The sequence below is a fragment of the Burkholderia sp. Ac-20379 genome (genome assembly GCF_017104645.1).
Taxonomy (GTDB): Bacteria; Pseudomonadota; Gammaproteobacteria; order Burkholderiales; family Burkholderiaceae; genus Burkholderia.
Map to the genome: position 1 here is coordinate 1 of NZ_JAAGPF010000682.1, position 1584 is coordinate 1584.

The window sequence follows — 1584 nt, forward strand, 5'->3', positions numbered from 1 at the left end:
CGGACGCGGGTTTGCCCGCGCCGCCCTGGCCGCGCTTCGGGCCGTTTCAACCGAGCAGCTTGAGCCCGGCCGGCAGCGCTTCGCCGAACACGCGGCCCGAATCGGCGCTGTCGAGCGTCACCACCTCCCGCACCATCGCGATCCACGCCGGCGACGCGTGCGCGGCCTCGAGCCGTTGCAGCACCGCGGCGCGCACCGCGTCGGGCACGTCGCGGCTGCGGTCGCCCGTCATGCGCGCGATCTGCGCGGCCGCGAACATGGCCGGCTCCACCTTCTTCCAGTCGAGCGCGAGGATCGCGTCGAGCCAGCGCGTCGCCACTTCGGGCGGCACCACTTCGTGCGCGCTGCCGTAGAACGGCAGCCGCGCGCCGAGCCGGCCGATCGCCCACCAGTCCTGCCGGTTGCCCGGCGAGCGCGCGAGCTTGTCGAGCAGCGCGTCGGCGATCGCGATCTTGCGCGCGGCGGGCACCTGTTCGAGCGAGGCGTAAAGGCGCGTCATGTCGGCCGTGCCGAGCTTGGACGGATCGAACGGCAGGCCGTGATGCTTCTGCGCGGCGGCGGTGTCGAGCCAGTTCATCGCCTCGAGCATCTGCTGCTGCGCCTCGGCCGACAGGCCGCCCGCCGCGCGGCGCCAGAGCGTCCACCACTCGGACCAGACCTGCGCGTCGTTGACGTGCTGGATGCCGTCGTCGAACAGTTGCCAGAGCTGCTCGACGCGCCAGGCGTCGAGCGGATGGCCGAAGCCGGGGCGGATGCACCAGCCGGCCAGGTTCAGCCACAGCCGTTCGTGATCGGCCGAGCGGCGGCGGCGGCCGGCGCGTTCCCACAGCGCGCCGAACAGCTCGCGCAGCAGCGCGAGATCCCAATCCTGACGCGGGCCGAGCGTCTGCTCCAGTTGCGCGCGCAAGCGCTTGACGGCCTTCGGATCGACGCGCGTGGACGCCGCGCCGAACACCTGCTCGATCAGTTCGACGGCCTGCCCGAACGCGGGATGGCGCGTGTCGCCGGGGGCGTCGCCGTCGGCCTGCGCGTCGCTGTCGCCGCCGCGCAGGCGGAATTCGAGTTGCCAGCGTTGCGCGTCGTCGTCGGTGGCGACGCAGTGCATTTCGAGCGTGCCGACTTCGGTCAGCGCGGTGTGCAGGCGCACCTTGCGTTCGCGCTTGCGCTCGCCGCCGCGCTGGCGCACCACGGTGGCCACCGGCGGCAGCCAGACGAAATCGCCGCCCGACAGCTCGGCGATCTCGCCGGGCCGATAGGCCGTTTCGGCGGCGGTCGAAACCAGATGGAACTGCACCGGGTGGCCGAGCCGCAGCGCGAACGTGCGATCGTCGAGCCGCACCGCCTGCTCCTCGGGCGTGCCGCGCGGCAGCACGCAGACGCCGCGCGCGGGCGGGGTTTCGCCTTCGCCTTTGCCTTCGCCGTCGTTCGCTTCGCGCGCGGCGTGCGGTTCCGCCTCGCCGTCGAGCACGAGGAAGTAGCTGCGCGGCGAGCCGCCGCCGATCTTCGGCGCGTGGCCCGCGCGCGCCAGCCCGTAGGCCACCGCGCCGCGCGCCACGGCGATATCGGGCTGATCGTTGTTGAGCA

General features: G+C 73.2%; 1 pseudogene. It reads right to left on the reverse strand.

Going from position 1 to position 1584, the window contains the following annotated elements:
* Window positions 1-46: 46 nt before the first annotated feature.
* Window positions 47-1584: pseudogene (locus tag G3N92_RS33910) on the reverse strand (molecular chaperone DnaK); the annotation flags it as partial.